35 protein-coding genes are annotated in these 26,353 nt (G+C 68.2%); 14 read left to right on the top strand and 21 right to left on the bottom strand.

Features of this window, described 5'->3' with window-relative positions:
- Positions 1-58: 58 nt before the first annotated feature.
- From ACI2LP_RS05300 to ACI2LP_RS05285, 4 genes are all read right to left on the bottom strand, one after another.
- Positions 59-610: an Asp23/Gls24 family envelope stress response protein gene (locus ACI2LP_RS05300; protein WP_404723215.1), complete on the bottom strand. Its 552-nt coding sequence runs from the start codon at positions 608-610 to the stop codon at positions 59-61.
- Positions 607-1,197: an RNA polymerase sigma factor gene (locus ACI2LP_RS05295; RefSeq protein ID WP_404723214.1), complete on the bottom strand. Its 591-nt coding sequence runs from the start codon at positions 1,195-1,197 to the stop codon at positions 607-609. The genes ACI2LP_RS05300 and ACI2LP_RS05295 overlap by 4 nt, the downstream gene beginning before the upstream one ends.
- A gap of 749 nt (positions 1,198-1,946) precedes the next feature.
- Entirely contained in the window at positions 1,947-3,020 is a 1,074-nt protein-coding gene (locus tag ACI2LP_RS05290) for a fatty acid desaturase family protein (protein ID WP_404723213.1), read from the bottom strand.
- A 146-nt stretch (positions 3,021-3,166) separates the two neighbouring features.
- Positions 3,167-3,322, bottom strand: a complete 156-nt coding sequence (locus ACI2LP_RS05285) for a DUF6131 family protein (protein ID WP_389370667.1) — start codon at positions 3,320-3,322, stop codon at positions 3,167-3,169.
- Between the two features lie 299 nt (positions 3,323-3,621).
- Between ACI2LP_RS05285 and ACI2LP_RS05280 the strand changes: the two genes are divergently transcribed.
- Positions 3,622-4,008 (top strand): hypothetical protein, encoded by a 387-nt coding sequence (locus ACI2LP_RS05280; RefSeq protein WP_404723212.1) that lies wholly within the window; start codon positions 3,622-3,624, stop codon positions 4,006-4,008.
- Between the two features lie 590 nt (positions 4,009-4,598).
- On the opposite strand, the gene ACI2LP_RS05275 is transcribed toward ACI2LP_RS05280, so the two are convergent.
- Complete coding sequence (locus tag ACI2LP_RS05275; RefSeq protein ID WP_404723211.1) at positions 4,599-6,110, bottom strand: phospholipase D family protein; 1,512 nt, start codon at positions 6,108-6,110, stop codon at positions 4,599-4,601.
- A gap of 408 nt (positions 6,111-6,518) precedes the next feature.
- Positions 6,519-6,986: an SRPBCC family protein gene (locus ACI2LP_RS05270; protein ID WP_404723210.1), complete on the bottom strand. Its 468-nt coding sequence runs from the start codon at positions 6,984-6,986 to the stop codon at positions 6,519-6,521.
- Between the two features lie 463 nt (positions 6,987-7,449).
- On the opposite strand from ACI2LP_RS05270, the gene merB reads away from it, so the two are divergent.
- Positions 7,450-7,887 carry an organomercurial lyase gene (gene merB, locus ACI2LP_RS05265; protein ID WP_404723209.1) on the top strand — a complete coding sequence of 146 codons (438 nt, stop codon included), beginning with the start codon at positions 7,450-7,452 and terminating at the stop codon, positions 7,885-7,887.
- 146 nt (positions 7,888-8,033) lie between these two features.
- Here merB and ACI2LP_RS05260 read toward each other — a convergent pair whose 3' ends face one another.
- From ACI2LP_RS05260 to ACI2LP_RS05225, 8 genes are all read right to left on the bottom strand, one after another.
- On the bottom strand, positions 8,034-8,630 hold the full coding sequence (locus tag ACI2LP_RS05260) for a hypothetical protein (RefSeq protein WP_404723208.1): 597 nt from the start codon (positions 8,628-8,630) through the stop codon (positions 8,034-8,036).
- A gap of 65 nt (positions 8,631-8,695) precedes the next feature.
- Positions 8,696-9,121, bottom strand: a complete 426-nt coding sequence (locus ACI2LP_RS05255) for an STAS domain-containing protein (protein ID WP_404723207.1) — start codon at positions 9,119-9,121, stop codon at positions 8,696-8,698.
- Between the two features lie 528 nt (positions 9,122-9,649).
- On the bottom strand, positions 9,650-9,832 hold the full coding sequence (locus tag ACI2LP_RS05250) for a hypothetical protein (RefSeq protein ID WP_328678076.1): 183 nt from the start codon (positions 9,830-9,832) through the stop codon (positions 9,650-9,652).
- Between the two features lie 244 nt (positions 9,833-10,076).
- Positions 10,077-10,229: a hydrophobic protein gene (locus tag ACI2LP_RS05245; protein WP_404723206.1), complete on the bottom strand. Its 153-nt coding sequence runs from the start codon at positions 10,227-10,229 to the stop codon at positions 10,077-10,079.
- A gap of 178 nt (positions 10,230-10,407) precedes the next feature.
- On the bottom strand, positions 10,408-10,833 hold the full coding sequence (locus ACI2LP_RS05240; RefSeq protein WP_404723205.1) for a hypothetical protein: 426 nt from the start codon (positions 10,831-10,833) through the stop codon (positions 10,408-10,410).
- On the bottom strand, positions 10,830-11,450 hold the full coding sequence (locus ACI2LP_RS05235) for a hypothetical protein (RefSeq protein WP_404723204.1): 621 nt from the start codon (positions 11,448-11,450) through the stop codon (positions 10,830-10,832). Before ACI2LP_RS05235 ends, ACI2LP_RS05240 begins: the two co-directional genes overlap by 4 nt.
- Positions 11,451-11,581: 131 nt before the next feature.
- Positions 11,582-11,755 carry a CsbD family protein gene (locus ACI2LP_RS05230; protein WP_175256302.1) on the bottom strand — a complete coding sequence of 58 codons (174 nt, stop codon included), beginning with the start codon at positions 11,753-11,755 and terminating at the stop codon, positions 11,582-11,584.
- Positions 11,756-11,874: 119 nt separating this feature from the next.
- On the bottom strand, positions 11,875-12,051 hold the full coding sequence (locus ACI2LP_RS05225; RefSeq protein WP_404723203.1) for a hydrophobic protein: 177 nt from the start codon (positions 12,049-12,051) through the stop codon (positions 11,875-11,877).
- Positions 12,052-13,035: 984 nt separating this feature from the next.
- Here ACI2LP_RS05225 and ACI2LP_RS05220 point away from each other — a divergent pair.
- Positions 13,036-13,392: a PRC-barrel domain-containing protein gene (locus tag ACI2LP_RS05220; RefSeq protein ID WP_404723202.1), complete on the top strand. Its 357-nt coding sequence runs from the start codon at positions 13,036-13,038 to the stop codon at positions 13,390-13,392.
- Positions 13,393-13,460: 68 nt separating this feature from the next.
- Here the strand turns inward: ACI2LP_RS05220 and ACI2LP_RS05215 are convergent, their stop codons facing one another.
- The 3 genes from ACI2LP_RS05215 to ACI2LP_RS05205 form a co-directional block, all read right to left on the bottom strand.
- Positions 13,461-14,294, bottom strand: coding sequence for a YhjD/YihY/BrkB family envelope integrity protein (locus ACI2LP_RS05215; RefSeq protein WP_404723201.1), 834 nt, complete (start codon positions 14,292-14,294; stop codon positions 13,461-13,463).
- Positions 14,295-14,706: 412 nt separating this feature from the next.
- Positions 14,707-14,997 (bottom strand): hypothetical protein, encoded by a 291-nt coding sequence (locus ACI2LP_RS05210; RefSeq protein WP_404723200.1) that lies wholly within the window; start codon positions 14,995-14,997, stop codon positions 14,707-14,709.
- A 232-nt stretch (positions 14,998-15,229) separates the two neighbouring features.
- Positions 15,230-15,529, bottom strand: a complete 300-nt coding sequence (locus tag ACI2LP_RS05205) for a hypothetical protein (protein ID WP_404723765.1) — start codon at positions 15,527-15,529, stop codon at positions 15,230-15,232.
- Here ACI2LP_RS05205 and ACI2LP_RS05200 point away from each other — a divergent pair.
- The 7 genes from ACI2LP_RS05200 (at position 15,443) to ACI2LP_RS05170 (ending at position 21,355) form a co-directional block, all read left to right on the top strand.
- Positions 15,443-15,811, top strand: coding sequence for a transposase (locus tag ACI2LP_RS05200; RefSeq protein WP_404723199.1), 369 nt, complete (start codon positions 15,443-15,445; stop codon positions 15,809-15,811). The two genes, ACI2LP_RS05205 and ACI2LP_RS05200, sit on opposite strands and share 87 nt — an antisense overlap.
- 477 nt (positions 15,812-16,288) lie before the next feature.
- Positions 16,289-16,708 carry a hypothetical protein gene (locus ACI2LP_RS05195; RefSeq protein ID WP_404723198.1) on the top strand — a complete coding sequence of 140 codons (420 nt, stop codon included), beginning with the start codon at positions 16,289-16,291 and terminating at the stop codon, positions 16,706-16,708.
- Between the two features lie 247 nt (positions 16,709-16,955).
- Positions 16,956-17,450, top strand: a complete 495-nt coding sequence (locus tag ACI2LP_RS05190; protein ID WP_404723197.1) for a hypothetical protein — start codon at positions 16,956-16,958, stop codon at positions 17,448-17,450.
- A 26-nt stretch (positions 17,451-17,476) separates the two neighbouring features.
- Positions 17,477-18,694, top strand: coding sequence for a peptidoglycan-binding protein (locus ACI2LP_RS05185; protein ID WP_404723196.1), 1,218 nt, complete (start codon positions 17,477-17,479; stop codon positions 18,692-18,694).
- Positions 18,691-19,521: an ABC transporter ATP-binding protein gene (locus tag ACI2LP_RS05180; protein WP_404723195.1), complete on the top strand. Its 831-nt coding sequence runs from the start codon at positions 18,691-18,693 to the stop codon at positions 19,519-19,521. Before ACI2LP_RS05185 ends, ACI2LP_RS05180 begins: the two co-directional genes overlap by 4 nt.
- The gene (locus ACI2LP_RS05175; protein ID WP_404723194.1) at positions 19,518-20,726 is read left to right on the top strand and encodes an ABC transporter permease; all 1,209 of its coding nucleotides are present in this window, start codon (positions 19,518-19,520) and stop codon (positions 20,724-20,726) included. Before ACI2LP_RS05180 ends, ACI2LP_RS05175 begins: the two co-directional genes overlap by 4 nt.
- A 212-nt stretch (positions 20,727-20,938) precedes the next feature.
- On the top strand, positions 20,939-21,355 hold the full coding sequence (locus ACI2LP_RS05170; protein WP_404723193.1) for a PIN domain-containing protein: 417 nt from the start codon (positions 20,939-20,941) through the stop codon (positions 21,353-21,355).
- A 57-nt stretch (positions 21,356-21,412) separates the two neighbouring features.
- Here ACI2LP_RS05170 and ACI2LP_RS05165 read toward each other — a convergent pair whose 3' ends face one another.
- From ACI2LP_RS05165 to ACI2LP_RS05155, 3 genes are all read right to left on the bottom strand, one after another.
- Positions 21,413-21,649, bottom strand: a complete 237-nt coding sequence (locus ACI2LP_RS05165) for a hypothetical protein (RefSeq protein ID WP_404723764.1) — start codon at positions 21,647-21,649, stop codon at positions 21,413-21,415.
- A gap of 69 nt (positions 21,650-21,718) precedes the next feature.
- Positions 21,719-22,156 carry a hypothetical protein gene (locus tag ACI2LP_RS05160; protein ID WP_404723192.1) on the bottom strand — a complete coding sequence of 146 codons (438 nt, stop codon included), beginning with the start codon at positions 22,154-22,156 and terminating at the stop codon, positions 21,719-21,721.
- 419 nt (positions 22,157-22,575) lie between these two features.
- A complete protein-coding gene (locus ACI2LP_RS05155; protein ID WP_404723191.1) occupies positions 22,576-23,220 on the bottom strand; it encodes a TetR/AcrR family transcriptional regulator in 645 nt (214 codons plus the stop codon).
- Positions 23,221-23,308: 88 nt separating this feature from the next.
- Between ACI2LP_RS05155 and ACI2LP_RS05150 the strand changes: the two genes are divergently transcribed.
- Both ACI2LP_RS05150 and ACI2LP_RS05145 read left to right on the top strand, forming a co-directional pair.
- The gene (locus ACI2LP_RS05150; RefSeq protein ID WP_404723190.1) at positions 23,309-23,968 is read left to right on the top strand and encodes a class I SAM-dependent methyltransferase; all 660 of its coding nucleotides are present in this window, start codon (positions 23,309-23,311) and stop codon (positions 23,966-23,968) included.
- Positions 23,969-23,982: 14 nt separating this feature from the next.
- The gene (locus ACI2LP_RS05145) at positions 23,983-24,153 is read left to right on the top strand and encodes a hypothetical protein (protein WP_360876904.1); all 171 of its coding nucleotides are present in this window, start codon (positions 23,983-23,985) and stop codon (positions 24,151-24,153) included.
- A 13-nt stretch (positions 24,154-24,166) separates the two neighbouring features.
- On the opposite strand, the gene ACI2LP_RS05140 is transcribed toward ACI2LP_RS05145, so the two are convergent.
- The gene (locus tag ACI2LP_RS05140) at positions 24,167-24,526 is read right to left on the bottom strand and encodes an ArsR/SmtB family transcription factor (protein ID WP_404723189.1); all 360 of its coding nucleotides are present in this window, start codon (positions 24,524-24,526) and stop codon (positions 24,167-24,169) included.
- Positions 24,527-24,593: 67 nt separating this feature from the next.
- On the opposite strand from ACI2LP_RS05140, the gene ACI2LP_RS05135 reads away from it, so the two are divergent.
- Both ACI2LP_RS05135 and ACI2LP_RS05130 read left to right on the top strand, forming a co-directional pair.
- Positions 24,594-25,664 carry a cation diffusion facilitator family transporter gene (locus ACI2LP_RS05135; protein ID WP_404723188.1) on the top strand — a complete coding sequence of 357 codons (1,071 nt, stop codon included), beginning with the start codon at positions 24,594-24,596 and terminating at the stop codon, positions 25,662-25,664.
- Between the two features lie 262 nt (positions 25,665-25,926).
- Positions 25,927-26,211, top strand: coding sequence for a hypothetical protein (locus ACI2LP_RS05130; RefSeq protein WP_404723187.1), 285 nt, complete (start codon positions 25,927-25,929; stop codon positions 26,209-26,211).
- Positions 26,212-26,353: the final 142 nt, after the last annotated feature.

The raw sequence follows: 26,353 nt of genomic DNA, 5'->3' as shown, positions 1-26,353 counted from the left end.
CACCATTGTCCTTGTGCTTCAGCCCCTCTCAACGGTCTGCTGCCCGATCCCGGGGTTTTCATTCGTCGTAGAGGTCCTCCACGGCCAGGTTCAGACGCACCAGGGTCATCCCGACCCGTGCTGCAGCGGCAGCCCGGACCCGCTCGCGCACCTCGTCGACAGCGGCGACGGCGAAGTTGCGGTAGCTGACCGCGAGGCTCATCGACACCTCCACCGCGCCGTCCGTCTCCGTGGCAGTGATCTTGCAGCGACGCGCGCGTACACCGTCGACGGAATCGGCGGCGAACCGCAGGACCGCGGCGACCGCTTGTTCGCTGATCCGCGCCCCGCCCGGCTCCGAGGTGGGCAGCGCGAGCATGCGGTGACGGCGGACCTCTGCCCGCACCGCGGACATGATCCGGTTGGTCAAGCCCAGCGGGGGTTCGATCTCCTCCGAGGCCAACTCGCCGGTCACCTCCCGCAGCACCAGCAGGCTCTGTCGGGCAGCAGAGCAGTACTCACAGTCGAGGTCATGGGTGTCAGCCACGCCGGTGTCGACCGGGTCGAGCTGCTCCCACACCGTCTCGACGTCCCGGCCGCAAGGCAGCGTGTAGCCCTGAGCGTCGCTCATTTCCATGGAGCCATCACCTCCGCCAACTGCGCTCGAGCGCGCGCTATGCGTCCACGTACCGCCGTCCGGGTCGTGCCCAGCGCCCTTGCGATCTCCTCATAGGAGCGCCCGTGAACCTCCCGCAACAGCCAGCAGGCCCGCTGTTCCGGCGTCAGCCGCCGCAGAGCTGCTGCGAGCGCGATCAGCTGCTCGCTGACCTGCGCTGCCCGCTCAGGCGATCCCGCCGCATCGACGGATTCGCGACTGTCCAGGTCAGCGTCGGCAACGGGTCTGCGTGCCCGGATGACGTTCAGGCACCGGTGGGTCGTCGTCCGGTAGAGCCAGCCTACGAATGCGGCGTCTTCCCGTAGCTGCCCCAGCCGCCGCCAGGCGGTCAGGAACACCTCCTGCACCACGTCCTCGGCGTCGCCACGGCTGGTGAGCATACGCAGTGCCAAGCGGTACATCGGCCCCTGATAGCGGCGCACCAGCACCTCGAAGGCGCGCATGTCGCCGTCACGGGCGCGGATCACCAACGTGGCATCGTCCAGCACCACCTCCCGGCCGAGGGCGGCGGGCTGTGAACCGATACCGACAGGCGATGTCACCTGCAACACCTTCTGGCGCCAGGCATGCTCTCGGGCCCTTCTCTCGGACCTGATGGAACGCCGGCCGAACCGCGCCGGGCAGTAGAAGGACACCCCAGCGCCACCGTCGTCACGGCACATCAAGTATCTGCCGCGCACGGGTCCGCTGCAGCGGTCGGCGTTGACGTCCAGTGACCGGCAACCGCGGACTGCCGGAGCGGCCCGCCACCGCAGAAGGAGGTAGGGCTTCTCAAGATGCGACTGACACGCTTCGGGCGAGACCAGTCAGTGCAGGACCGGCATTGAGTGATGGCTCTCGTGCCGAGCGACGGCCCGTCGTGGCCGGAATCGCCGGGCTGTAGATGGCCGGCCCCGCCCGAGGTGAGCAGGGCCAGGTTCTCCCCTTCGGTGCGCTCCAAGAATCGGCCGCGTGGCGGTGGTTGGGGCAGAGACCAGTGACAGCAGCACTTTAGGCTGAGTGGGAGGACGAGCCCGCCGATGAAGACCGGGAAGAGTGATCCCGGTTCGCGACGCCGTCGGAGGCAGGCGGCCTGCACCACTCTGTGCCGGCCCGCCCTGCGAGGTTGCTCGGGAGGAGCCGGCCAGGTGGTGGGGACCGCGATGAACGGTAGCGGGATCTGTCCACGCTGACGTCGAATGTGCGGGCGGTGATTGGCCACTGGCGTCGCCGGACCGCCGCACACACCAAGCCTTCATCCGGTCTGTTGTGAGATCGGCCGGCCTCCCGTGGCTGGCCCAATGATGAGTATTCAGCTCAGGAGGCCGGACGAGGCATTGGCTGAGCGGTGGCGCGCGTTGCGGATGGGGATACCTGCCTGGTGGAGGCTTGTGAGGGCTTGCCGGTAGGAGGCGATGAGGCCGGTCTCGAGGTAGGGCACGCCCAGTTCCTCGCAGTAGCGGCGGACGATGAGGCGGGCGTCGCGGAGTTGGGGGGTGGGCATGCTGGGGAACAGGTGGTGTTCGATCTGGTGGTTGAGACCGCCCAGCGCGATGTCGGTGAATCGGCCACCGCGCACGTTGCGTGAGGTGAGGACCTGACGGCGGAGGAAGTCGGGGCGGTCTTCGCCGGTCAGAATCGGCATGCCCTTGTGGTTGGGGGCGAAGATGGAGCCGAGGTAGAGGCCGAACAGGCCCTGGTGAACGGCGAGGAAGGCGATGGCCATACCTGGCGGCAGCACGAGGAACAGTGCAGTGAGGAAGAGCGCGAAGTGGGCAAAGAGCAGGGTGCCTTCTTGGGCGCGGTGTTTGAGCGAGCGGCTGGCCAGGGCTTTCACGCCCATCACATGCAGGTTGAAGCCCTCCAGCGTGAGAAGAGGAAAGAAGAGGAAGGCCTGACAGCGGCCGATGAGCCTGGGAAGGCCCTTGGCGGCGTGGGCCTGCTGCTGGGACCAGACCAGCAGGTCGGGGATCAGGTCGGGGTCGAGGGTTTCGTGGTTGGGGTTGGCGTGGTGGCGGGTGTGCTTGTCCTGCCACCAGCCGTAGCCCATCCCGATCCCTGCGTTCCCGGCGATCCGGCCGAACCGCTCGCTGGCCTTGCGAAGACGGAATACCTGTCGATGAGCCACGTCGTGGGCCAGGAGGGCGACCTGGCCGAAGACCAGGGCGAGCAGGACGGCCACGGCCAGTGTCCACCAGCTGGCCCCGATGAGCACGAAAGCGACCCAGCCGCCGGTGTAGAGCGCGCCCACCGTCGTGATCCGTGCCGTGTAGTAGCCGGATCGGCGGCCCATCAGCCCCGCGTCGGCGATCTCCTTCGACAGTCTGGCGAAGTCACTGCCGGACGCCCGGGAGGGCGGCGGACGAACGGGAGTGTGAGTTGTCATCGTGACCAGTGCTCTCCGTCAGCTGGTGGATGTGGCCCGAGGGGCGGTTCTCGGCGCGACGGAGCAGGACCGATCCATGCTGACATTCGATGCGCGGGGAGGGCATCGCCGAGATGCTCAGCCGTATGCCCTGATGGAAGTTGCAGCTACCAGTAGTGCCGTCGTCCGCCGACCGCGTGTCCTACCGCTCCCAGAATCCACAGCAGAACCCCGATCGCGACCAGGATGATCCCGATGGCCCAGAGAATACCGATGCCGGCCAAGAGGCCGATGATGAGAAGAATGACTCCGAGGATGATCATGACGTCCTCCGGTGACGGGCGACCCCCTCTCTACTCACGGCTCCCCGCCTTTTTGCGGGGCAAACCCGGGTCGGCGCGTGCGCGTCCCGGCGGCAGCATTGCGATCATGGTCAGTGAGGGCGACCGACCTGCCCTGACGTCCGGCTGGGGCAGTCCGAGACTGAAGATCCATGAGCGCCGCCGTAACGCCCGTCTGTGTGCCTGATATGACCGCTTCGAGCTTAGGTGGGAGAATTTCTGTATCAGTGGAACGTGTGCGTACCGTGCATGCACCCCCGATAGGACAGGCAGGTGAGGTCATGCCCAAGCAGCCGAAGCCGTCCCAGCCGTCGCACGGCGAGGGGCCGAGCCGGCACAAGGGCGCTCAGCACGGCTGGTCGCCGGATGTGGACGAGACTCGTCAACAGGAAAACCCGAGCGCCCACCGCTCCTTCCACCCGGATGAACACGCCCCTGCCAAGGGCCCCGGCAGGAAGGTCTCCAAGGAGGAGTCGAAATCCGTCCCCGGTGAAACCGTCGAGAGCACCAGCCGCCGCGGGGAACAGCAGAGTAAGGGCTCTGGCGAGAAGGGTATGCACGACACCGGTCGCAGAGGCCGCTCACAGCGTCCCAGCGGAACCAGGGACGCCTCCGCCTCGACTGGGGTGGATCCCCAGGACCCACCCGGCACACGCAGTGCCGGCTGAGGTGACTGACGAAAGCGTGGGCCCGTGCGCGCTGCCGTTGTTGGTGAAAGCGCCGGCCGCGCCGATGGTGACTACGGCGATCAGCATGTTTGCCGTCCGGCAGGCCGTCGACACGGAGCGCCTCTTGCTCATTTGCTGATCCTGCTAGTGGCGGGGCGTTATGGCCGGCCTCGGCTTTCTGGCCGACCGGTAGTTGATATGTGTTTAAGTCATTTGTGGGTGAGGTCGAGGGGATGACGGCCGCGGGTCGCGCCAAGAAGCCGAAAGGTGACGTTCGTCAGGCCAAGGAGAAAACGAAGGGCGCCTTCAAGCAGTGATACGGGCTCAGCGGATCCGGCGCGGAGGTAACTTGTCGGGTCCGCGCCATGGGATGGCCCCGACGGGTTTGCAGTCCAGTGACGCGCCTGCTCCCCGCCGAGGAGATGCGACTGCGTGGCGGACGGTGATCCAGTCGCCGCACCTCGCCCGATTCGTGGCTGCGAGGCCGACCGCCTCCCAAAGGGCACGGGTCGCCCTGTCCCCCGCTGGGCGCCTCGGCGCTGCCGTCCGCACGGACCACGCCCTGCGAACGCACCCGGGCCCGGACTCGCTCAGTACTCGTTGTGACGCCGCAGCCTGAAGGGTCGGCCGTCCGGGTCGACGAGAAGGCGATACAGAGGCGTGGAGAGTGCCTTCGCAGTATGCGAGAGGTTCGGCGCACGGTAGGTGCGCAGCCGCCCGGCCGGCCTGGGACCGGGGCGGCCCCTGTCGTGCCAGGAGTCCAGTGCAGCCGCGGTCTCCGCGAAGGCCTCGAAGGCGCTCGCGGGGTCGCAGAGGACGTCGGGCGCGTGCTGAGCTTCGGGCTCGTCCCTGTCCAGGTGCTCGCGCGAGAGCCGCAGCCGCAGATCCCTGGCGTAGCAGCGTGCGCCGTCGCCCAGACCGCCGGGGTCGCGCGGCTCACGTAGGTCTGCGCTCTGGTCCAGAACGGCGCAGTTGAGTTCGGAGTCGTGGGTCCAGGACCGGAGGTTGATGTTGTCGGATCCGACCGAGGCCCACACGTCGTCGATCACGCACACCTTGGCGTGCACGTACACCGGTGTCCCGGCGTGGTTCTCCAGCCCGTAGACAGCGACGCGTCCGCCACCCGCGCGGCGCAGCTTGTCCAGGGCCGTGATGCGGCCGATCAGGTTCATCGGCAGCGTGAGGCCGCCGTCCTGGTCGGGGAAGGATGGGATGACCGCGATCAGGCGTAGGTCGGGGTTGGCGGTCAGCGCCTCGGCAAAGCATTCCACCACGTGCGGCGACCACAGGTACTGGTCCTCAAGGTAGATGAGCGCCCGGGCCCGCGGCAGTGCTTTGAGGTAGCTGCGCGCGATGCTGCGCTCGCCATCGGGGGCGAAGTCGTAGCCGCGCAGCAGGCGGTTGGGGTAGGTGCGCAACACCTGGACGGTGTGCGTCCCGCAGGGCTGCGGGTCGGCTAGCTGGAGTGGCAGTGGGTCTGCGCGTATGTCCTCCCGGTGTACGAGCTCTCGCAGGCGGGTGAACGGGCTGCGGCTGAGCGGGGCCGGGTCGTCCCAGCGTTCGCGAAAGCAGGCCTCGATGTCGCCGACGGCCGGTCCACGTATCGCGAGCTGGATGTCGTGCCACGGGGGGTGCGGTCCGTACGCGGCGGCCATGGGCAGTGACTGAGAGTCGCCACGGTGAGTGGCGTCGTCATGGCGGTTGTGGCACAGGTCGGTTCCGCCGGCGAAAGCGATGTCGTGCTCGGGGCGCTCGGGATGCCGGAGCACGACGAGCTTCTGGTGGTGCGAGCCGCCGGGGCGCACCCGCATATCGAGCAGGCACTCGCCGCCTGCCGCTTCGATCTCCTCGCCGAGGTGGCGGTTCTCGGCCTCGCTGAACTGGAAGCGGTCCAGATGCGAGCGCCAGACCAGCCCCTTGACGATCACACCGCGTTCGGCCGCCTCGCACAGGACGGTACCGATTTCGCTGCCGTGGCCCGCGAGCCGCTCGTCGGGATCGCCGCGCCAGTCGGTGAACAGGAGCAGGTCTCCGGCGCGCTGCGCGCGGATCGCGGCGAGGAGTTCCGGGAAGTACGACGCGCCATGGACCAGGGGCCGCACCTGGTTACCGTCCGACCAGGCCGCTCGGTCCGGTCGGCGACGGTCCAGGCGGGTCGCGGCATTACCCCGTTCACTGGATGTCAAGAACCAGTCGGTAACTTCCACAGCCCGAGTCCTCCAAACGCTCAACCGCACCCGTACGAATACCCGTTCCGTCCCCGCTCAGGACTGCGCCGTGGGCGTGTCAAGCCCGTGCGGGATACGTGATCCGCGAACCGGTCGCTCCGCCAGGCTGTGCACCGATCCGCCGAGAGCCCCGAGTGCGACATCCGCTCTCGGCCAGCCGACGGGAACCAGCCCTCTTCGCCGGACGAAGTCCGCCAACGAGAAACTCGGCATGGTCGCCACCTACTGCCGGGGAAACTCGGGCTTCAGCACGAGGCGGTCCAGCAGCCAGATCCTTTGCCGTTAAGCCTGCGCCTTGGCGCCAGTCGGGCGGTCAGCCGTTGCCTGCTCGACGACGTCGGCGAGACGGCTGAGCATGCTGCGATGCCGTACCTGGATCAGCGCATCGACCAGCGAGTTGTGCAGCAGGCCGCCGGGACCGCGCAGAGGGTGCTCGTCGACAATCACCAGCGTATCCGGCCCCCATGGGCGGATTTCGATCGCGACTCGCACGGTACCGAGTGGGCCGTTGTCCACCTCCAGCTCGAGCCGGCGAGGCGGCTCGAGCCGGCGCACGATGGTACGGCCCTCCGCAGTCCACGGTCCGAGCCGCACCGTGTACTCGATCTGCGAATCGACCTCGGGCCAGCGGTCATCGACGGGTCGGGAATCCGAGGTGCCCACGACCCAGTCCGAGTAGCGACTCCCGTCTTCCAACACCCCCCACACTGCTACTGGCGGCTTCTCGATGAGCTGATGTCGAACGGCCATGTGATCCTCCAGGGGCCTGAACAAGACGCAATCGGGAGAGCCCTGGCCCCATAGACCACAGTCAGCCAGACCGCGTCGATTGGCAAACGGGCAACGACCTCCCGCCGCAGCCGGGGTAGCGTCGATGCCCAACCTGATCAATGCAGCGCGGGCCGAATGCATGGAGGCACTGTGAGCCTGCGCAAACTGATCACGGATGCCTCTGCGTCATCGACGCCAGGCTCGGCGGTGAGCGAGGAGGCGTCGGCGAAGAGGAAGTCGAGCGATCCCGGTGTGTGGAAGCGGTCCACGCCATTCCGAAACTGACCGCCGTTCTCGTGCACGCCGACCCGGCGCCAGTGCCGGGTGGTCCGGAACCGCATCTGGAACTGGCGCATCACTCCGCCTGAGCGGGCCGGTTGAGCAGGAAATCCGCCAACCGCAGGTGCGCGAAATGAACTGCACACTACCTGCTTGATCCGGAATGCCTCCGTGTCATGGCCCAAGGGTGCGGCGCGCCAGCCGGATCGCATCCCCTGGCCGCCCGCAGGTCATCTCGTACCAGCGTCAGATCGAATGCGGGCGATCGCGGCATTGCGTACGGATCATCGACGGCCCGGAGGTGCGGTCGATGTGCGCCTCCGACGCACTGGGCGTCGGAGCGATGACCGACGAGAGAGTCACCATCACCGTCCACGACGGACAATCGGCCTGGGAGCTGGCTGAGGCCGTCGTATTCGTCGGACGTCGCGCGTGCTCAACTCCCGCGGCTGCGGTCTGCTGCGATGCGCTGAATTTCTTCACCGGTCGTGCGTCGGCAACCGCGTGGGAACCCGTCATCCGGAGGTCACCGGTCGCGTTGCCGATCAGGCGCGGGCCGAGTACCCGCAGTGGAGGCGAAGACGCGGGCGCCCAGGGGTGAGAGGACGCTTGCCCGACACTCGGCCTCGCCGACCGGCATTGCGGCCACGGCCCGCGGTGCACACATCCACCACGCCGACCCGGGCGCCACGTCGGGCTGCCTGCTTGGCCACCAGCACCCGGATCCGCACGACCGGCCTTTCGGTATCACCCGGGCCACCGGGTCCAGGCATGGCGAGCAAGTCCGTTCAGTCTCCTGGTCGTTCGTTCTCCGAGGGGAAGAACCAGTGCGCGGAACATGGTGGGGCCGGCCGGCTTCCAGACCTCTCCGATGTCTCGCCAGCCCCAGGACCGCAGGGAAGCGAGGGACGGATGGTCGGCCTGATCGACCAGGGTGGCACCGAGCGACGCCTGGTGGTCGGTCAGCAGCCGCTGCTGCAGTCGGCGGGCGATGTCATCGTCCTGCTCGTGCGGAGCGACCAAGATCTTGTTGATCGCGAAGACATTGTCGGACTCGGTGAGTTGCTCGATGCTGCGTGGCAGTGCCCCGTCGAACCCGAGCCACCACAAGTCGTCGCTCCTCACGGGGAATCCGAAGGCACATCCCACCAAGGCAGTCGATTCCGCGATCACCATGGCGAATCCCGGCCGCCGGATGTCGCCACTGAGGCGGTGCAGGAACTCTCCCCGGCTGCGGCTGCGGTACCCCTCACTGGGCCTCAGGTCCGAGGACTCCACGTACAGATCAGCCAGTTCCTCACACAGGTCCTCGGCCTGCCAGCGGTTCAGCCGGCGCAGACGCACCGCATCCGTGGCAGACGTATCGGGACCATCATGGTTCCGCGGTTGCCGCTGCCGGGACCAGGCCATCACAGCACACCGCCCGAGAGGGCAGGCGTGAGGGAAGCAAGCAGCTGCGGCGGGGCTGGAGCGGTCGGGACGAGTCCGCCCCGGAGAGAAGCCGGCAGGCATCCGAATGGGAGGCCGAGGAGCAGGAAACCGGAGCCGGTGAGGTCGACGAGCCGAGCCACCAGCGGCGGCGGGTAGTGCAGTTGGAGGGATCCACCGGCTGCGGCGGTCTGCTGTGACGCGTGGAGGAAAATGTTGAGGCCGCTGCAGTCGCAGAAGGTGACAGTGGTGAGGTCGACGTCGATGGTGCGGATACCGTCGCTCAGGCACTTCTCCAGCGATTCGCGCACTATCGGGGCCGTGTCGAAGTCGATCTCACCGGCCAGGGTGAGCAACGCCCGGCTCCCTCTGTCGTGCCGGTAGACGTTCAGCTGCGGAATGGGCATAACGCCTCGGTTCAGAAGACCATCCGGGCAGCGGATGCGGCGGTGCCGGACTCCCGGCTCCTCGTGACGCGCTCCCGGCAGAGGGCGTACTTTCGGCGGAGGCAGAGCGAGGGCCGGTCCAACAGCCTGTGCGCCAGGACAGGGGACCCACCCAGTTCCCTCCAGGGGATGCGCCGGGTGACCGGACGGAAGATCCGCTCCCCGCAGCCATCTGTGTTGAGCAACAACATGCCGCCGGGGTCTAGGACGTCCACACAGCAGCATAGTCCTCAACCGGTCCAAGAGGGCGGCCTGAAGCCGCCCATTCTCAGAGCCTGGACGGTGCCAAGACGAGGGGCGGGGCGTGCATATCCGTTACGCTGCACGGTACTTGGACACGCGGCACGAAGTGCGGCCGACGACGGCCGCCCGGGCACGGCAGTCTGCGGAACATGCGAGGAGGTGGCTTCGCATGACGGGAGCGTCACCGACATCGCGCAGATGTCCGCGGGGGTGAACGGGTAGCGAGTCTTGACGTCGTGACCTCGCTCAGCGCCGGCGTCCGCGGCCCCTGGGGGACCATCCAGACCCCACGCCGCCCGAGTGCACAGCGAGGAGGGCAAGCCCGACAAGCATGAGGCTCGTCGGGCTGAAGATCACCTCGGTCGACGTCTCGGTGACGTGAATGATGAAGGCGATGACGAAGAGCACGGCCGCCGCGAATGCCAGCATCTGACTTCTCCTGCCATGGGACGGCGAACCACACGTGATTCGGTGGCTGCGCCGCTATAGGTCGTCTTCCCTGCTATGGGTCAAGCATTCGTGCGAATCATGGACCGGTGGTGCAGACGAGTCCGAGCCGGCGCGGCAACGCTGGAGGCCTGAACGACCGTGCCGACTCGATTTGCGGGCGCATCCTGCGCTTCGCGCTGCCGGTCCGCTGACCTGGCCCGGACGAGCCTCCTGACGTCGGCTTTCACTGGTGGCCGTGGGCGGATCGGCTACCGCCGCGGACGGCGAAGCCGAGGATCCAGATGGCCAGGAGCAGGACCGCGGCGTACCACAGGATCAGCATCGGGATGCCGAACCCGAGCAGAATCAGTAGGAGAAGAAGAATCAATAACAGCATGGCTGGGCCTCCAGGTGCGGGAAATTTCCAGCGTCCCGCGGGGTCCCGGCGAGCGGGACGACGAGGACTTCGCCCGGAGAGTCCGAAGCGTCGTAGCCCTGCGTCGTCGTCAGTCAATGCTGTGCGACGTCTGCTATCAACGGACCAGTAGGACCGGGGAGTTCTGCGCGTCGACCACTCACATGCGCAGCAGCTGCTCGGTGATCTCCCGGTACTGCCGTAGTGCGAGTCGCAGTTCCTCTGTCTCCGCTTTGGTGTCCTGGCCCTGCCAGCTCGCTCGCAGGAGGCGCCGCCGTTGGGCGAGTGCTTCGGTGAGGTGGGTGGCGACTTCGTCGAAGGCGCTGTCGGCGTCCTCCACCGCCTGGCGTGGGCTCTCGACGAAGTAGTTGAGGGCCTGCTGGAGGCGGATGGCCACCTTGTCCCGTGCCCCCTGCGGGAGCAACTGCTGCTCCGAGCCCGGGGTGCGGGCGGGGCCTTCGGTGCTGATGGCCGGCTCGCGTGGTTGCCGAGCCGGTTCGGGGCGGGGTATGGGCGGGGCGGTCGGGGCAGCGGGAACCGGGTTCTTGGCCTGGGGCTGCTGTGCGTGTTCCGCGTTGTACGTCATCGCGTGTCACTGCCCTTCGTGTGGTGGCGGTCGAGCGTCCACGGTGCGTGGCCGCGGTCGTCACGGGACTTCTGACGGCGTCGGTCCGAGTCGGCCGACTGGTCTGTGATCAGTGCGTCGAAGAGACCTCGGGCCTCGACCATGGCCTCCCGCATCTCTTCCGTGCCGCCCTGGCCACGCACCGCCGTGTGCACCCTGCGGTAGCCCTCGACATGGTCGACGTGGTGTACCGAGATCGCGGCCGCCTGCTCCTCGAACTGCTCGCCGTCGGGGAAGCCCCGGTCCTTTGCCAGCCGCGCCAACACTGCGTCGGCCTCGGTGACCGCCTTCTGAGGCGAGTCCACGAACTGCTGCTGGATTCCGGCCCACTGGGCCACGTACTGCTCGCGGGCCTCGTGCGGCAGCGGCTGCTCCTTGAGGGAACCGTGCCGCTTTACTCGCTCGTCGAGTTCCCGCTCTGCCGCCTTGGTGTCGCCGTCGTGGCGGGCGACGGCACGGTCGTACTCCGGGCCGAATCGTCGCTTCAACCCACGGCCGCCACCGCCCCGGCCGAGTCCGGCGAAGAGGGCGGCGGCCACGACAATGACGGCCACGGTAATGATCACGGCCGTGAACATGGCTGCCCTCTCTGGCTCTCGGCTCGTAAGTCTCTCTGCTGCATTCCCATCAGCCCCTGTCGTTCGTGCCCCGCATCGGTGCCTGCCGGATGAGGTCCACCCGACGTGGCCACCACCCGGGGCGGTGGTGGTCAGCGCCTGAAGGCGTCCTTGGCCTTGGCGCCGGACTGCTTCAGGTTGCCGACGACTCGGTCGGTCTTCCCTTGCCTCTTCAGCCGCGTGTTGCGGGTGGCTCGGCCAATGCCTTCCGTGATCCAGCCCTTGAGTTCCTGTGCCTTGTTCCTGATCTTCTGTTCGAAGCTCATGACTGTCCTCTACTCGTCTATGGGGTGAGGCTTCCGTGTACCCGTCTGAGGTGGGGCTCCCGCGCGTGACTGACGTACGACTCGCCATTCCCGCGGGTGGGGCAGCGGCCTGGTACGGATTACCGGTGGCTTCGGCCGTAGCGACGCCCGCCACGACTGCTGCCGCGGCCGCGCATGGCGAACCCGGCGATCCAGACGACCAGCAGTACTACCGCTACGTACCAGAGGATCTGCATGGTGAAGCCGAACCCGAACAGAGCCAGGATCAGCAGAAGGAGAAGAATCCAGAGCAGCATGGCTGCGCCTCCACGCGGTCACAGGGACATGTCCTGCGTTCCGCGGGGGCTGGGCGAAGCGAAGGTGAAGGCTTTGCCCGGGGAATCCGGAGCACCACAGCCCTACGCCGTCGGTGTCAGTCAACGCCGGTCGGCGAGCCCTGTCAACGGGCCAGTGTTACTGGGGAGTTGCGAAGTGGGGTTTGGGGCCTCGGGTGTGAAGGGAGCCTCGGGGGCTTCCGCCGGCTCCTTGGCCGGTGGCAGGACGTGGTCCTCCCACCAGGACAGGCCCATCACGGTGCCCAGCAGGACGAAGGGGACTGCAGCCGGAACGATCAGCGCGTACATGTGTACCGCCAGTTGTCGGATACGTGCGACGCCGCGGGCAGCGGAAACGGTGCCCGCTTGGGGCGCATCGAGGCTGCGCCAGGATCGCGTAGCGACGGCGACTGCGGGGCGGCCACGCTCGTGACGAGGCAGGTTCCGGCATCGATGCGCAAGGTGCGCCCCCGAGGGAGCGCGGTAACTGCTCGACGCTGCCGGGGGCCCGGGCCGCACCACACAAGCTAGTCGTCGACGCGATCCCTGAACAGGCGTCAGGCGGCCATCTGACGCCCGGCAGGGCTGTCTTGCGGCGTACACGCAGGACTAGTCTGGCCGGAGAGTCCCCAGCCCCCGGATGCCATGACCTGTTCCGCTCCGATGAGCTCGTGCCGCAAAGGTCGGTTTTTTCCCCGTCGCCCTGGGGCTCTCCACTCGGCTGGGGAGGCTGCGCAGAGGTCAATCCGACGGTCGGGAGGGCAGGGAAGCCCATCCCGGTCTGCCCGGCGCCGGGTGCACCGGCTGGACCGGTGCGGCGCCCAGGAGCAGTCACAGGGTGCGCGCTGGTTTCGGGTCGCGGATGGGGGCACACTGAGAAGTGCTGAGGTCACAGGCCCGGGGCCAGGCGCGACCAACGGTCGGCGAGCACGCCCCGAGCGGTCGGGCCTCCGGGAGGGATCCAGGATGATCCACGTGGGCGATATCCGCGAGTGGCGCAGCCACGATGTGATTGACCGCGACGGACACAAGATCGGCATGCTGGAAGCGATCTATGTGGACACCAGCACCGACGAGCCGGCCATGGCGACCGTTCAGACCGGTCTGCCCACCCGGCACCGCCTGGTCTTTGTACCGCTGAACGGCGCGACTGTCGGACCCGGCTACGTCAAGGTCGCCCATGACAAGGCACTGGTGAAGGAGTGCCCCTCGATCGGAACGGACGACGTTCTGCCGGCCGAGGAGGAGGAAGCGATCTTCAAGCACTACGGCCTGACCTACCAGCCGGGCACCCGCGGCGAGCGCCAACTCGCCCGGCGCTGAGCGCCCGCGGAAACCCATCGGAGGGCGTTGGGATCCTGCCCGAGTCAGGCGTGACCAGCTCTGGGATCTCACCCTTGCCGTTTCAGTGCATGTGCCGCGCGTGGGATCTCTTCGTGCACCAGCCGGCCGATCAGGGCGCCGCCGAAGACGACGGCGCCCACGCCGACCAGCCAGGACTGGATGACCAGGACAGTTCCGACGGGGCCGTAGGTGATGGTGTTGGATGCGATCAGCGGCGAGAAGACGAGCCGGGAGAAGACCCTCAGGCCGAGCAGCCCGATCACGGTGGCCACGGCGCCGGGAATCAGGGCGCGCCAGCGGATCCGCCCGCCGAGCAGCATGCGCTGGGACCACCAGAGGAACAGGACGGCGCTCAGCGACGCGACGGCCCCACCCGCAAGGGGTTCGCGCCGCAGCGTGGTGGTGGCGGAGACGAAGAGGTATCCGGTGAGGACACCGAGCCAGACCACATGCCGCCACCTGGCCCACCAACGGGCCGGCGGCAGGTCCCAGACCTTCTCGTATCCGGTCTGTACCGCGGCCCCGAAGCTCAGGCCGAAGACGGCAAGGGCGGCGATGCCGAAGGCAGTCGTGGTCCGCAGTGCCTGGCCGGGCCGGGTGAACAACTGCTCGACTTTTGCCCTGGAGGCGATCGACACGCCGAGCCCTTCGCCGAGCCACTGCGCGAACCCCCGCCCGTTCTCAGGGTCGGCGGAGGAGACGATGATCAGCAGCGGCACCAGCGTGAGGAGCCCCAACGCCGCGAAACCCAGCGCGCGCGACCACAGTTCGAGATCCCTGCCCCGCCGCCATCCGCGCCCGACCGGGGAACGGCTGATCGCGCGGCGCAGCAGTCCGAATAGAGATGCACGGCCTGCGGCATGGGAAGGCTTCATCGGCATGCCTGTCGATTACCACGGTCGATACCGTCGGCGCGCGAGGGCGCGGCGCGTGGGTTCCCGGATAGCCTGGAAGAGCAAAAGGCCCACCCATCTTGACTGGTTGCGACTCCTTGTGTGGCGTTTCGCGTCGGCCGAGTGAACGCTCAGGAGGGCACCCCATGATCCAGGCAGCCGATATCCGTGAGTAGCGCAACCACAACGTCGTCGATCCGAAGGACCACAAGATCGGCGTGCTCGAAGCGATCTACGTGGATGGTCCCGGTGCTCCGGTCGCCACCCCATCCGATAACCCTGGCGGAAACTCATCGTCGCCGGCACCAGGGCGGCCTGGCTGCCCGCGACATGTCGCCCAACCCCGAGCGACAGCGTCGAGTTCCTCGCGCGCCTGCTCGGCGTCAGCGCCTGCACCCCTCTACAACCACATCCCCTCCCTGAACTGCGCTTGCCGCTGCTGTGGGTGCGTGCGGTGCTGGGGCCGAGCAAGGTGGAGGCTCTGCAGCGTCGGGGCGTCCAGCCGGTCGGCGCACTTGAGCAAGGCGCGCAGCAACTTCATGGCGTTGCTGGGCAGTCCGGCGTCGGCGAGCACCAGACAGGCGCGGGCGACGAAGCGATTCCACTCGGGCCCGATCTCGGCCCGGCACTTCAGGAGATGGCGGATCAGGTGGTGTTGCGCATCAGTGGCCAGCAGGTTGGTGGAGAGCACCTTGACCCCGCGGCCGCCGGCCTGCCACGGTCGGCCGGCTCGGCTCGGGGGCTGCGCAGCGCGCCGGCCGGCAGGCGGAACGCGCTGTCCCGCGACGGGTGGGCGTCCACCCAGCGCAACGTCGCAGTCATCACGCTCCGCAGCTGCTCGTCGGTGAGGTCTTGGCGCAGCAGCATGGTGAGCGGACAGCTGGTGTGCTCGCTCACCGGGTGGCGGCGCAGGTAGTCGAACGTCAGGTCCAGCAACCGGTCTTGACGTCCGGGTCGAGTGACGTCTTGGCCAGGAGGGGCGGGCGCTCGGAGTCGTGTCCGGACAGCCAACGCACGGTGAGGCGGGCCAGCTCCGCGCACTCGCCGGGGGTGAGCATCGCTTCCGCGCGGGCGGCCGGCCGGCGGGCCTTGGTGAGCAGGGGATCCAGGACGAGGCCGGCCTCCCGAATGTCGACGTGGCGGTCGATCCAGCCCCATGCGCACTGCACGGCACGAGGGGTGTTCTGGCCTGCCTGGCCGCCTACGACGTCCACCGCGCCCATGCGTTCGGCTTCACCGAGCCGCGCATCGGCATCGAGCCGTTCTTGAACCTCGTCACCCAGGTCATGAGCCAGGAACCCTACGCGGGCGCCAAACGCGTGTTCTGGATCGTCGACAACCGCTCGTTCCACGGCGGTCAGACGGCCTCCAGCCGCCTGACCGGCGCATTCCCGAACACGGTCATGGTCCACACGCCCGTCCACGCCTCCTGGCTCAACCAGGTGGAGCTTTTCTTCTCCGTTGTCCAGCGCAGGTGGTCTCGCCGAACGACTTCAGCGACCTGAAGCAGGTCGCCAACCTGCTCCCGAGCATTCGAAGAGCGCTACAACAGCTCAGCACAGCCGTTCCAGGACGTTCGCGACCTCCGACCTGAACGATCGGCCGGCCAGGCCCGCACACCACCGATCACCAGGAAGAATCCTCCGTCGACTTGGAAGCATGATCAACCCCCGAAGGACTTCCGAAGCTGACCACTAATTAATGGCTGATTGACGACATGTCTCAAAGGGAATGCGCGACTCAATATTGTCGCCCGGTGTGGTGACCGGCGCATATGCGATTCCGGGTGATCTTCGCTCGACGGCCGGGCGATTGTACGGAATGACTTATTCACCGCATAGGGGTGATCATGAGAGGTCCATGAGAATTGACATGCTTCTGAGCCTCTGGAAAGAATCAGGGCGTTCGCTCGGCCGGTGGGCATTGGTGCAAGTCAAATGCCGACTGGTTTGGTGCAAAACCAACGCAGTGAATGGGGAGAGATGAGTATTCGAAAGAATCTTGGTCTGGTGGGGGCCGGCGCCCTGCTGATGCTCGGTTCCGGAGTGGGCCTGGCGCCCGCCGCGAGCGCGGCCTCGACCGGCAACGGTCAGGCGGTCTCCGTAGCGCAGAACGCCCAGGGTCAGACGAAGACCGAGGTCGCCTCGAAGTCGCTCGACAAGTCCACCGGTGTCAAGGCCGCCGCCAAGGGCGACGTCCACACCATGGCCAGCTGCTGGAACGGTTACACGTCCGGCCAATACATGTACATGACCTGTTCCGGCAACGGCTACCGGGTCTACATCGACTGCTCCAACGGCTACCGGTACATCTTCCCGACGTACTACTACGGCACCTTCAACCACACGATGTGGTGCCCGTCGGGTACGTACGCCATCTGGGGCGGTTCGATCGGCGGCTGACCAGGGCCGCTCGCAACTGCTGAAGATCGAATTCGTGGACTGCCCGGACAGTCCACGAGTTCGATCTTTTTGTGCACCGGCACCGGAATGATTTCGTCCCATTCTTCTCAGATGAATTTCATGAGCCTCTCATCGGTCTCTCGGTGGCCCTCGGTAATAATGACTGTCGCAGCTGAAGTGCAGAATTCTCCAGAGAGTATTCGACGAGGAGTCGACGTTGAAACTGCAACGATTACATCGAATCGCGATGGGTTCCGTCGCCGCGTTGCTCCCGCTCGTTGTGCTCACAGGTTGCGGGTCCGACGAGAAGAGCGACATCCCCTCCACCGGCGGTAAGAAGGCGCCCAGCAGCAGCGCGAAGAAGCCGGGTGGCGGCGAGCCGGAGGACGGCGTCCTCAAGTTCGTCCGCTGCCTGCGCCAGAACGGCCTCACGGTCGACGACCCGGCCAAGGACGGAAACCTGTCGATCCAGGTCACCGAGACGCAGGACCAGGCCAAGATCGACAAGGCGCGGAACGCCTGCAAGCAGTTCATGGACCAGCGCGACAGCGGCGGTGGCGGCGCGGCCTCCGGCGGCAAGGAGAGCGAGGAGCGCAAGGTCTGGCGCCTCAAGGTCGAGAAGTGCATGCGCGCCAAGGGCTTCGACATGGGCAACGTCAAGGAGAACCAGAAGGCGGAGCACGAGAAGGCGTCGAAGGAGTGCTACAAGGAGGCCGGTCCGCTTCCGGATGAGGGGCAGTGAAAGACGGTGGCGGCGAGCACGAAGCCATGACCGAAGTCCACGCTCGGCCCCAGGCACACACCGACACCGTGACCGGGGCCGACGACCACGCCCCCCGCCCGCGGCGCTCCCGAGTGCTGCTGGTCTCCATCGCCGTCGTACTCACCGCAGGAACGGTCGCCGCCGTGGTGCTCCGCGACCGGCCGGGCGACGAGCCGCCGGCCCGGCTCTCGGAGACCGCGACCACACCGGTCACCCGGGGCGACCTGGCCTCGACGGACAAGCTCGACGGGACACTGGAGTACGCGGACGAGGTGTATCTGCCCAACCGCCTCACCGGCACCGTGACCTGGGTGGTCCGCCCCGGCGAGACGGTCTCCCGCGGCGGCGTCCTCTACCGAGTCGACGAGAAACCTGTGGTGCTCCTGTACGGAAAGATCCCGGCCTACCGCGCCTTCGGACCGGACATGTCCGACGGAGGCGACGTACGCCAGCTGGAGAGCAACCTCGCCGCCTTCGGCTACACCGGCTTCACCGTGGACGAGGAGTTCACCGACAACACGGCCGACGCGGTGAAACGCTGGCAGCGCGACCTCGGTCTGCCGAAGACCGGAAGGCTCGAACTCGGCCGTGTCCTGTTCGCGCCGCAGTCCGTCCGGGCGGGTGCGGCCGACCGCAAACCCGGTGACGAGACGCAGAGCGGCAGCCCCGTCCTGGCCACGACCAAGGCCGAACGGGCCGTGACCGTGAAGGCCAAGATGTCCCAGCAGCAGCTGCTGCCCGTGGGCAAGAGGGTGCTGGTCACTCTCCCCGGCCGCGACAAACCCGTCGCCGGCAAGGTCACCTCGGTCGGCACGGTGGTGGGCGGCGGGGGAGGCGACGACGACAAGGACAACGGCGACGGCGGCGACGGAGGCGGAGGCGGCGGCGGGAACGGCGGGGGGAACGGCGGCGGGGGGAAGAACCCCGAGAGTGGCGACCAGACCGTCGTCGTAAAGATCGCCCTCCTCGACCAGAAGGCCGCGGGCACCCTCACCTACGCCCCGGTCCGTATCGAGGTCGAGAGCGAACGGCGCCAGAGCGTGCTGTCCGTACCCGTCGCCGCGCTGCTCGCCCTGCGGGAAGGCGGATACGGCGTCCAGGTCGTCAAGGGCGACACCACACGCATCATCCGGGTCACCACCGGGATGTTCAGCGGAGGCAGGGTCGAGGTGTCGGGAACCGGAATCACCGAGGGACTCAAGGTCGGGATGCCCGCGCTGTGAACGCCAACATTGAGGTGACGAATGAACCGGCCGCCGGGTCGGCACCGCCCACCGATCCCGTCATCGAGCTCACCGGGGTGACCCGCAGTTACCCCGGAAGCCCGCCCGTCCACGCCGTCCGCGACCTGTCGCTGCGCGTCCTGCCGGGCGAACTGCTCGCCGTGGTCGGCCCTTCGGGATCCGGGAAATCGACCCTGCTCAATCTGATGGGCACCCTCGACCGGCCCACCGATGGCCGCGTCGCCATCGCGGGCTACGCCGTGGACCGGCTGTCCGACCGCGAACTCTCGGCGCTCCGGGCGGAGCACATCGGCTTCGTCTTCCAGCAGTTCTTCCTCACCTCCGGGGTCAGCGCGGTCGACAACGTGGCCGAGGGGCTCTTGTACGCCGGACTGTCCCGGCGCGCCAGGACCGCGGCCGCCGTCGAGAGCCTGCGCCGGGTCGGCCTCGGCCACCGGCTGCGGCACCGCCCGCACGAGCTGTCCGGCGGAGAGCGCCAGCGGGTCGCCCTGGCCCGCGCGGTGGCAGGCCGGCCCTCCCTGCTCCTCGCGGACGAACCCACCGGGTCTCTCGACAGCGCGTCAGGGGCGAGCGTCGTCGAACTGCTGCGGGAGCTCAACGCCGACGGCACCACGATCGTCGTCATCACCCACGACACGGAACTCGCCGCCCGGCTGCCGCGCAGGGTGACCATGCGCGACGGGCGGATGGTCGAGGACGGCGGTCGCCCCGCGCCCGACGGTGGTCATCGCCCGCCCGACGGTGGCCGTACCGCCCCAGGTGCGACCGCCGGTACCGCCCCCGGCACCGCGGAGGCCGCCCGATGACACCCTCCCGACCTGCGCTGCGCCCGGCCCGCCTCGGACCGCTCGACGTCGTGCGGCTGAGCCTGTCCGGGCTGCGCGCGAAACCCATGCGCGCCGTGTTCTCGGCGGCCGGGATCTCCATCGGTATCGCCGCGATGGTGGCCGTGATGGGCATCTCCACCTCCAGCCGCGCGGAGCTCCAGGCCACCCTCGACACACTGGGGACCAATCTGCTGCACGTCGAAGCGGGGGAGTCCCTGACCGGCGGAGCGGCGAAGCTGCCCACTGGGGTGACCGGGATGGTGCGCCGGGTGCCACCGGTGACCGATGCGAGTGCCGTCGGGACGGTCGACGCCAAGGTGTACCGCTCGGACCTGATCCCGAAGGAAGAGACAAACGCCCTGGAGGTCGCCGCGACCCACCCCGACCTCCTGGCCACCCTGGGCGTACGTACGTCGAGTGGAGTCTGGCTCAACCAGGCCACGGGCAGGTATCCGGCGGTCGTGCTCGGCTCCGCCGCAGCCCGCAGGCTGGGCGTCGTCCGCGCTGATCCGGATGTCCAGATACTGATCGGCGGTCGTTCCTTCACGGTGATCGGCATCCTGGAACCGGTCGTGCTCGCACCCGAGCTGAACAGCTCGGCGCTGGTCGGGTTCAAGGCCGCGCAGCAGAACCTGGGCTTCGACGGGCACCCTACGGCCGTCTACCTCCGGGCCGAGGAGCACGCGGTGACCGACGTCCGCAATGTGCTGGCCCGTACGGTCAATCCGGAACAGCCCGACGCGGTACGGGTCGCCCGACCGTCGGACGCGCTGGCGGCGAAGCTAGCCGCCGAGGAGGCGTTCACCGGGCTGCTGCTCGGTATCGGAGCGGTCGCCCTGCTCGTCGGCGGCATCGGTGTCGCCAACACAATGATCATCGCGGTGCTGGAACGACGTGGCGAGATCGGGCTGCGCAGGGCACTCGGTGCCACCCGGGGCCAGGTCCGCAACCAGTTCTTCACCGAATCCCTGGTGCTGTCCGGGCTCGGGGGCTGCGGTGGCGCGGTCCTCGGACTGCTGATCACCATCGGGTACGCGGAGCACCGGGGCTGGCCGGTCGCCCTGCCGGCGACCGCGGTGCTGGCAGCAGCGGCGGGCACTCTGGTCATCGGGGCCGTGGCCGGGCTGTATCCGGCGATGCGCGCGGCGCGGGTCTCTCCGACGGTGGCCCTCGCCTCGAGCTGACATGGTCGGGTCCCTGACGGTGCTGTCGGTGTCGATGCAGACGAAGGTGCCGGGGGATGTCCCGGTGGAGACGGTGCGGGTGGCGCGGGGCCCGGTCCTGCACGGCCTGACGGGCCTGCGACGCCTTGGAGGCATCCACTCCGATTCCTTCAGGTCAGGCCGGAATGGGGATCGTTGCAGGGCAGGGCTTTCCCCCGGCAGGACTGCGTCGGTTGAAACTCACTGGACAACGGCGCGTACAGGGAACCGCCCTGTGGCACCTGTTCCGCACCCCCGGAGCATTGCCGCCCTGGGAGGGGCATATCGCCTCCGGGGTGTTCCACCTTTGCGAGCCGACACGCGCCGATTTTCTCCACTCGGCAACCAGCCCGTCCCACCGGGACGAGCTCGCGGAGGAGTTGGACGCACTCTGCCGCCTCTCTCCCGTTCCGAAGAATGCCTGGCGTTGGGTCGACACCGCCCAGTACAAACTGACCCAGCGGGGTCAGCATCGCGCGGCAGGAGCGATCGACCTGTTGGTGTGTGCGACCGCGGTCCACCACGGGCATACCGTCCTCCATGTGGACAACGACTTCGTGACGGCGGCCGGAGTGCTCAAGGAAGTTCAGCAGCGAGACGTACGAGCCTGATCTCCTGGGGCCGGTCCACGCTGTCGGCCTGTTGGCCTCTTGTGAGCGATGTCCAAGTCACTGTCCGGCAGTGCGGCGCAGAACTTGAGGCCGTTCGGTACGGCCCGAGAGCATGGTGCATTCCGGAGCCGCGGTGAACACCGCGGTGAGGTCCATGAAGTGCCGGTAGCCGAAGCGGCGTTCGGCCTCGGGGCCGATGAACAGCTTCTCCAGGGGGACGGACACATTGCCTCTGGCGGACAGCTTGTCCCAGTAGCCGCGCAGCTCGTCGGCGTCGTCCCCGCTCCGGCTCACGGCGAAGGTGGACGAACAGTCAGTGCGGGCAGCCTAAGGGCGTCATGGGTGAAGTCGGACGACCAGAGGTCAGACCCGCGCACCCGGAACATGGCGCGGCTCGGCGACCAGTCCGTAGATGACGAGCACGGACAGGGCCATGGTGATCACCGACCACAGGGGGAAGGCGGAGAGGAAAATCAGTTGGCCCACCATGCAGGCGGCTGCCAGCACGATGCCGGTGATCCGCGCGGCCCTCGACCCGACGAACACGCCCACGCCGGCCAGGAGCTGGGCGATGCCGACGATGATCCACAGGAAGCCCCAGGCGGCATAGTTGAAGATGAGCAGCCGGTTTCCATGATCGGCGGTCGTCTCGTAGTAACCGTCGTCCAGCAGGGCGACGAAGCCGTTGATGAGGTCGAACAGGCCGCTCAGCATGAGAAGGATCCCGGCGAACGCCACCCAGTGCGACCGCTCGAGCGGCGGCACTGCGCGGTCGCCCGAATTGGCTGAATCTGACTGCATGGACCCACCAAACCTGGCAGCCGGAGGAGGCGCAACAGGTGATGAGCCGCTGAGGTGAGGACTCCCGTACGGTGCACCTCATGCGTCATGGTGCTCGGCACAGTTGAAGGGGTGCACGCTACGGAGCTGTCTCCTCCGACGGTGAACCGCCTCGCCAACAGCTGCCTCGGGCGGTCCCGCGCAGCGGTGAGCGCCGCCCATGCGACTGAGTTGCCCGTACCATCTCCGCCAATACAGCGACGACGGCGCCGCGCACCTCGCCACGACAGCGTTTTGCTTCGACCTCCTCCCAGACGGGCGCGTGCGCGAGCGCCGCGCGGATCCCTGGTCCAACTCCTGCTCAACATCGTGCTGTTGATCGTCGTGGGTGATCACGGCATCGACTGAGCGCAGGACAGCAGGCCGATGATTAGCAGGGTTTACGGTTCGGCGGACCGCTCCCGTGCGGTCAGCGCGTCGAGTGTCATGGCGGTGAGTCGGGTCTCCAGGGCGGCCCGGTCGGGGATGACGGCGGCTCGGAAGGTGCGTGCGGACAGCATCGACATCAGCCACCACGCGCCGGCTGCCGGGTCCAGGTCGGGGCGGATGTCGCCGTCGCGCTGTCCGCTGCGGAGCAGGTCCGCGAAAGCCTCCGCCAGCTGCTCGAGTGCGTGGCGCGTTGCGTCGTCGACTCCGGGCTCGGCGGTGAGTGAGGAGGCGTCGGCGAAGAGGAAGCCGAGCGATCCTGGTGTGTGGAAGCGGTCCATGTGGTCCGGGGCCAGGAATTCCGCCAGGAGGTCGGACACAGCTGCGCCGTGGTCGACCGCGTTGTTGAGGGTGTCGCGGACCCTGGTGACGGCCCGGTCCAGGACGGCGGCGAACAGTGCCGCCTTCGAGCCGAAGTTCTGAAAGACCACCGGTTCGCTCACCCCGAGCCGGGCGGCGACCTCGGAGACCTTGCCGCGCCGGTACCCGGATTCGGCGAACACCTCGGTGGCGGCAGTCAGGATCGACTCCCTGCGCTGTGCGGAGGGGAGCCGGACGCGCGGCGCACCTTTCCGGGTGGCGGATCTTGAGTCGGTCACGGGGGAAATCGTAACCCCCTTGCACGGATAACTTAGTCGTGACTAAGCTGGCGAGTGTTCTTAGTCGCGACTAAGTTAAGGAGGGGTGATGGCCCTCGGACGACTCCTGCACGGCGATCCGCAGACGACCACACGGGGAGAGACGATCGGCCCGGCCCGCGCCTACGAGGTGTTCACGGCGGTCTTCTTCGGTGGGCGGCGGCACCGGGCGTTCTCGCGCCTGGTCGAACTCAGCGGTGCCCGCCCCGGGGACAAGGTCCTCGACGTGGGCTGCGGTACCGGCTACCTGACCCGGCTGGTCGCCGCGACGGTGGCACCCGGCGGCAGTGCCGTGGGCATCGATCCCTCGCCCACCGTCATCGGCTACGCGCGGAGCAAGGCCGGCGCTGACTGCTCGTACGAGACCGGGGTCGCCGAGGCGCTCGAGATGCCGGACGCCTCCTTCGACGTGGTGGTCACCAGCCTGGCGATCCATCACATCCCGGCCGACGTGCGGCCAGCCGCGCTGCGCGAGATGTTCCGGGTACTGCGCCCCGGCGGACGACTACTGCTCGCCGACTTCCGGCCGCCGCGCAGTCGGCTGGGCCGCCACCTGATCGGCGCACTGACCGGCCCGGCGATGGAGCACAACCCGGTGGATCTCCTCGACGGCCTCGCCGCCGCGGCCGGCTTCGAGGTGGGAGCACGCGGCGACGTGAGGCCGCACCTGCGCTATGTGCAGGCCACCCGGCCGGAAATCGTGCGGTGAGCCGGATGCTGCACATGAACCGCACTCTGCGGATCGCCTTCGCGCTGCTGCTGGTCGCGGGTGTCGCGGTGCACCTGTGGATCAGCGCGCGGGTTGGGCTGGCGATGGTCGGTCTTGGTCTTGTGGCGCATCTCGCGGCTGCGCTGGCGGGACGGCGGTGGCTGGCGCGGAACAGGTCCCGGTAGGGCAGGCTCCCCGTCAGTCGTGGCGCGGGATGCCCGACAGATCGTGGTCGGCGTGGCTGAGCGCCTCGCCGACCAGGCGGGTGAGGTGGCCGTCGGTCAGGGCGTAAACGACACGGCGGCCGTCCTTGCGGGCATCGACCAGGCCCGCGAGGCGGAGCTTGGCCAGGTGCTGGCTGACCGCCGGGCGGGCGGCGCCGCAGGCGGCGGTCAGCGTGGTGACGTCCGCCTCGCCTTTGCCGAGAGTGTGCAGCAGCACGAGGCGCGTTCGGTCGGCGAGCAGGCCCAGGACCTCGGCGGCCCGGACGAACTGCTCGGCGCCCGGATCTTGCGGGTGCGAACCGTTCGCAGGTGAGAGGTGCATGCGTGCGCTCATATGCACATAATGAAGGAGGGTTCGTCCCCGTGTCCACCTCCCTGTCCCGCGTCGGAAGGCCAGATTCGTGAGCGAGCAGAACGTGCCCACCCACCCGCACGAGCATCAGCACGGTCATGAGCACGGTCACGGACCTGGTGACACGGACCGCTGGGCGCGGTGGCGGCACAAGGCGGGGCATCTGGTGAAGCCTCATTCCCATCAGTCCGCCGACAAGGTCGACCGGGCGCTGGAGTCCTCCGCCAAAGGCATGCGGGCGCTGTGGATCTCGCTCGCCGTGTTGGGGGTGACGGCGGTGGCGCAGGCGGTCGTCGTGGTCCTGTCGGGCTCGGTGGCACTGCTCGGCGACACCGTGCACAACGCCACCGACGCGCTGACCGCGCTGCCGCTCGGGGTGGCCTTCGTGCTGGGCCGCCGGGCGGCCACCCGGTGCTTCACCTACGGCTACGGCCGTGCCGAGGACCTGGCCGGCATCGTCATCGTGCTGACCATCGCGGCCTCCGCCGCCTTCACGGCCTGGGCCGCGATCGACCGGCTGCTGAACCCGCAGGAAATCAGCTATCTGCCCGCGGTGGCGGCTGCCGGTGTCATCGGTTTCCTCGGCAATGAGTGGGTCGCCCGCTATCGCATCCGCGTCGGCCGCGAGATCGGCTCGGCGGCGCTGGTCGCCGACGGACTGCACGCACGTACCGACGGATTCACGTCCCTCGCCGTGCTGCTGGGCACCGGCGGCGCCGCGCTCGGCTGGCGGCTGGCCGACCCGATCGTGGGCCTGGCGATCACCGCCGCAATCCTGCTGGTGCTGCGCAACGCCTGCCGGGAGGTCTTCCGCCGGATCATGGACGCGGTCGATCCCGCTCTGGTCGACGCCGCCGAGCACGCGCTGGGCGAGGTCGTGGGCGTGCGGGCGGTGGGCGAGCTCCGGCTGCGCTGGATCGGCCACCAGTTGCGCGCGGAGGTCGCGGTCGTCGTCGACGGGGAGCTGAGTGCACGAGAAGCCCACCGCGTGGCCGTCGGTGCCGAGCACGCTCTGCTGCACGCCGTTCCGAAACTGACCGCCGTCCTCGTGCACGCCGACCCGGCGCCAGTGCAGGGTGGTCCGGACCCGCACCTGGAACTGGCCCATCACTCCGCCTGAGCGGGTCGTTTGAGCAGGAAATTGCGTGTTGGAAGGGAAATGCGCTGAAAGTCGGAGGGGCCCGGAGCTCCCCTGGTCAAGCCGTTGCGGCAGGTCATCGAGTGGGCCGACGAGATGACGATCCTGAGGACCCCGCGCAGTTCACGGTTTCTGCGGTCTCCTCGCCTGACGCCACGGCTACACGTACCACCACCTGGGTGATACGGCGTCCTGAGCCGCTGGTCGGGATGCGAGGTGGTTCCCCCCGTTGGATGGTGGAGTCATGAACCAGCATCACCACCAGTCCCAGCGGACGATCGAGATCGACACCCGGCTCGTCACGACCGGTGCCGTGCTCACCGCAGCCGGAGCCATGGTGGCGTGCGCCGGCATGGCCATCGCGGCCTTCGCCGTGTTCACGGCAGGTCGGCGCATGATTCGCGACATGGACGTGCCCCCGGCCCAGCAGGCGGCCATGAAGTGGCGGCAGGCCAAGGAGGCGTCCCTGGCGGGCATGCGGGCGTGGCAGTCTGCGTCCGACGCCCAGAACGGGTCGCTCGCCCGCTAGGTCCGGCGAAGCCGCTCCGCCCACCGGGTCCCGGGCCCGGTGCAGTTGGAGCGATGCCTCCTGTCCGGGACTACGCGCCGACCCGGCGGTAGGCCTGGTCGGGTTGCCCGGAGGCGATGCCACCTGGTGCTCTCCGGGCCCG

The organism is Streptomyces sp. NPDC019890 (genome assembly GCF_044903445.1).
Taxonomy (GTDB): domain Bacteria; phylum Actinomycetota; class Actinomycetes; order Streptomycetales; family Streptomycetaceae; genus Streptomyces.
Note: the sequence above shows the minus strand (reverse complement) of the source record. Positions and strands in the feature narration are given on the sequence as shown.